Raw genomic sequence first — 1879 nt, 5'->3', positions numbered from 1 at the left:
GGAATACTCTTTGCTTTCTTTAAAAGTTAAATTAGGATTTAAGTTAAGAAAGTTCAATGTTCAACGTTATAAAGTTCAATGTTATAACTATACAAACACAGAAAATAGAACGTAGAACTTCGAACTTTTATTAGCGGACAAGCTGGCAAGCCAGCCAGCGTCTAACCAAGAACACTAAGATTATTTAATTTTTCTTTCGCACACGATACACCCACACGTCGTTGCGAGGAGTCCCATTGGGACGACGAAGCAATCTACTTTGCTAAACGCTTGAGGTTTCAAATGTTCACTACCTCGACTATGCAAAAGAGATTGCCACGCTCCGTTTCACTACGCTCGCAATGACAGAGAATACCGGCGGATGACCAAACAATCTCTATCCATAAAAAATAAAAAAGCCCCAAAATGGGGGCTCTTAAAACTTTTAAAGATTACGGAATTACACCGAGTATCTACTCCGCAAGATTCCTTACCCTAGTACATGTAACTTGGTGTAACTAAAAACTTTCAGTCGCAAAAGTTTCAACAATTCCACATTGTCTCTAAAATAATTTTCTCTATCTTCTCTGAAGACTTACCATCTCCATAAGGATTTTCAGCAACACTCATAGATTTATATAAATTTTCATCAAATAATAGCTTGCTGACGGTATCTACAATAACACTTTTATCAGTGCCAACCAATTTAGCCGTTCCTGCTTCTATCCCCTCTGTTCTTTCTGTCACATCCCTCATTACCAATACTGGTTTATTCAGACTTGGTGCTTCCTCCTGTATACCACCTGAATCTGTTAAAATTAAATATGATTTATCCATAAGCCATACGAGATAATCATACGATAATGGTTCAATCAGGTAAATATTCTTAATTCCATTTAAAATTTCAAATACCGGTTTTCTAACATTTGGATTCAGATGTACAGGATATACAATCTCGACAATATCGTAAAAATTAGATGCGATTTCTTTTAAAGCATAACAGATATTTTTAAAAGGCTCTCCAAAACTCTCTCTTCTATGACCAGTAACAAGTATTAATTTCTTATTCAAATCGATCTGTCTAAAATACGTATAGTACTTTTTACTCTTGTCATTCCTTACGATATCCACAGCCATAAACAGAGCATCGATAACAGTATTACCCACAATATAAATATTATCTTTAATACCCTCTCTTAAAAGATTCTCCTTTGCTTTCTTGGTAGGTGCAAAATGTATATCTGCTAAGTGACTTATCAAAACACGATTTATTTCCTCTGGAAAAGGAGAGTATTTATTAAAACTTCTTAATCCAGCCTCCACATGTGCCACCCTCTTTTTTAAATAAAATCCAGCTAATGCTGAAATAAAGGCTGTGGTAGTATCCCCTTGAACAATTAATAGGTCAGGGTTACTATTTCTCAGCACTGGTTCCAGCTTTTTGACACAACTTGCAGTAATATCAAAAAGTGATTGGTTATCCGTCATAATATTTAAGTCATAATCTGCGCTAATATTAAAAAACTCCAGAACCTGATCAAGCATTTCCCTATGTTGAGCAGTGACACATACCTCTACTTTAAAACTGTTATTATCTCTTAACCTTTTAATCACAGGGGCAAGTTTTATAGCCTCGGGTCTTGTTCCGAAGATAAACAAAACTTTAATCATAACACACCTCGATTTTCGTTGTTTAGTAGCACGGAGTGTCTTCAGAGTCACCTGGCTTGTTAGCTTGTTAGCCAGTTAGCTTGATAGCTTGACAGTCATTTAGATTACTTACCTTTTAGCCACCCAGCCATCAAGCTATTTAGCTATCCAGCCATCCAGCCATCTCGCCATCTCGCCATCTCAATCAGACAAGATTGCCACGCTCGCTTACGCTCGCTCGCAATGACGG

The 1879-nt window shown here is 36.7% G+C and carries 1 protein-coding gene; it reads right to left on the bottom strand.

Annotated elements, in window-relative coordinates; genetic code table 11:
- Positions 1-522: 522 nt before the first annotated feature.
- Complete coding sequence (gene wecB, locus H0Z29_12095; GenBank protein ID MBO8132225.1) at positions 523-1650, bottom strand: UDP-N-acetylglucosamine 2-epimerase (non-hydrolyzing); 1128 nt, start codon at positions 1648-1650, stop codon at positions 523-525.
- Between the last annotated feature and the right edge of the window lie 229 nt (positions 1651-1879).

It is taken from the genome of Candidatus Neomarinimicrobiota bacterium, from assembly GCA_017656425.1.
In the GTDB taxonomy this organism is placed as follows: Bacteria; Fidelibacterota; UBA2242; order UBA2242; family B5-G15; genus JACDNV01.
Note: the sequence above shows the minus strand (reverse complement) of the source record. Positions and strands in the feature narration are given on the sequence as shown.

Excerpts from the sequence above, each read along its gene's own strand:
- wecB (MBO8132225.1), bottom strand. The coding sequence starts at position 1,650 with ATGATTAAAGTTTTGTTTATCTTCGGAACAAGACCCGAGGCTATAAAA.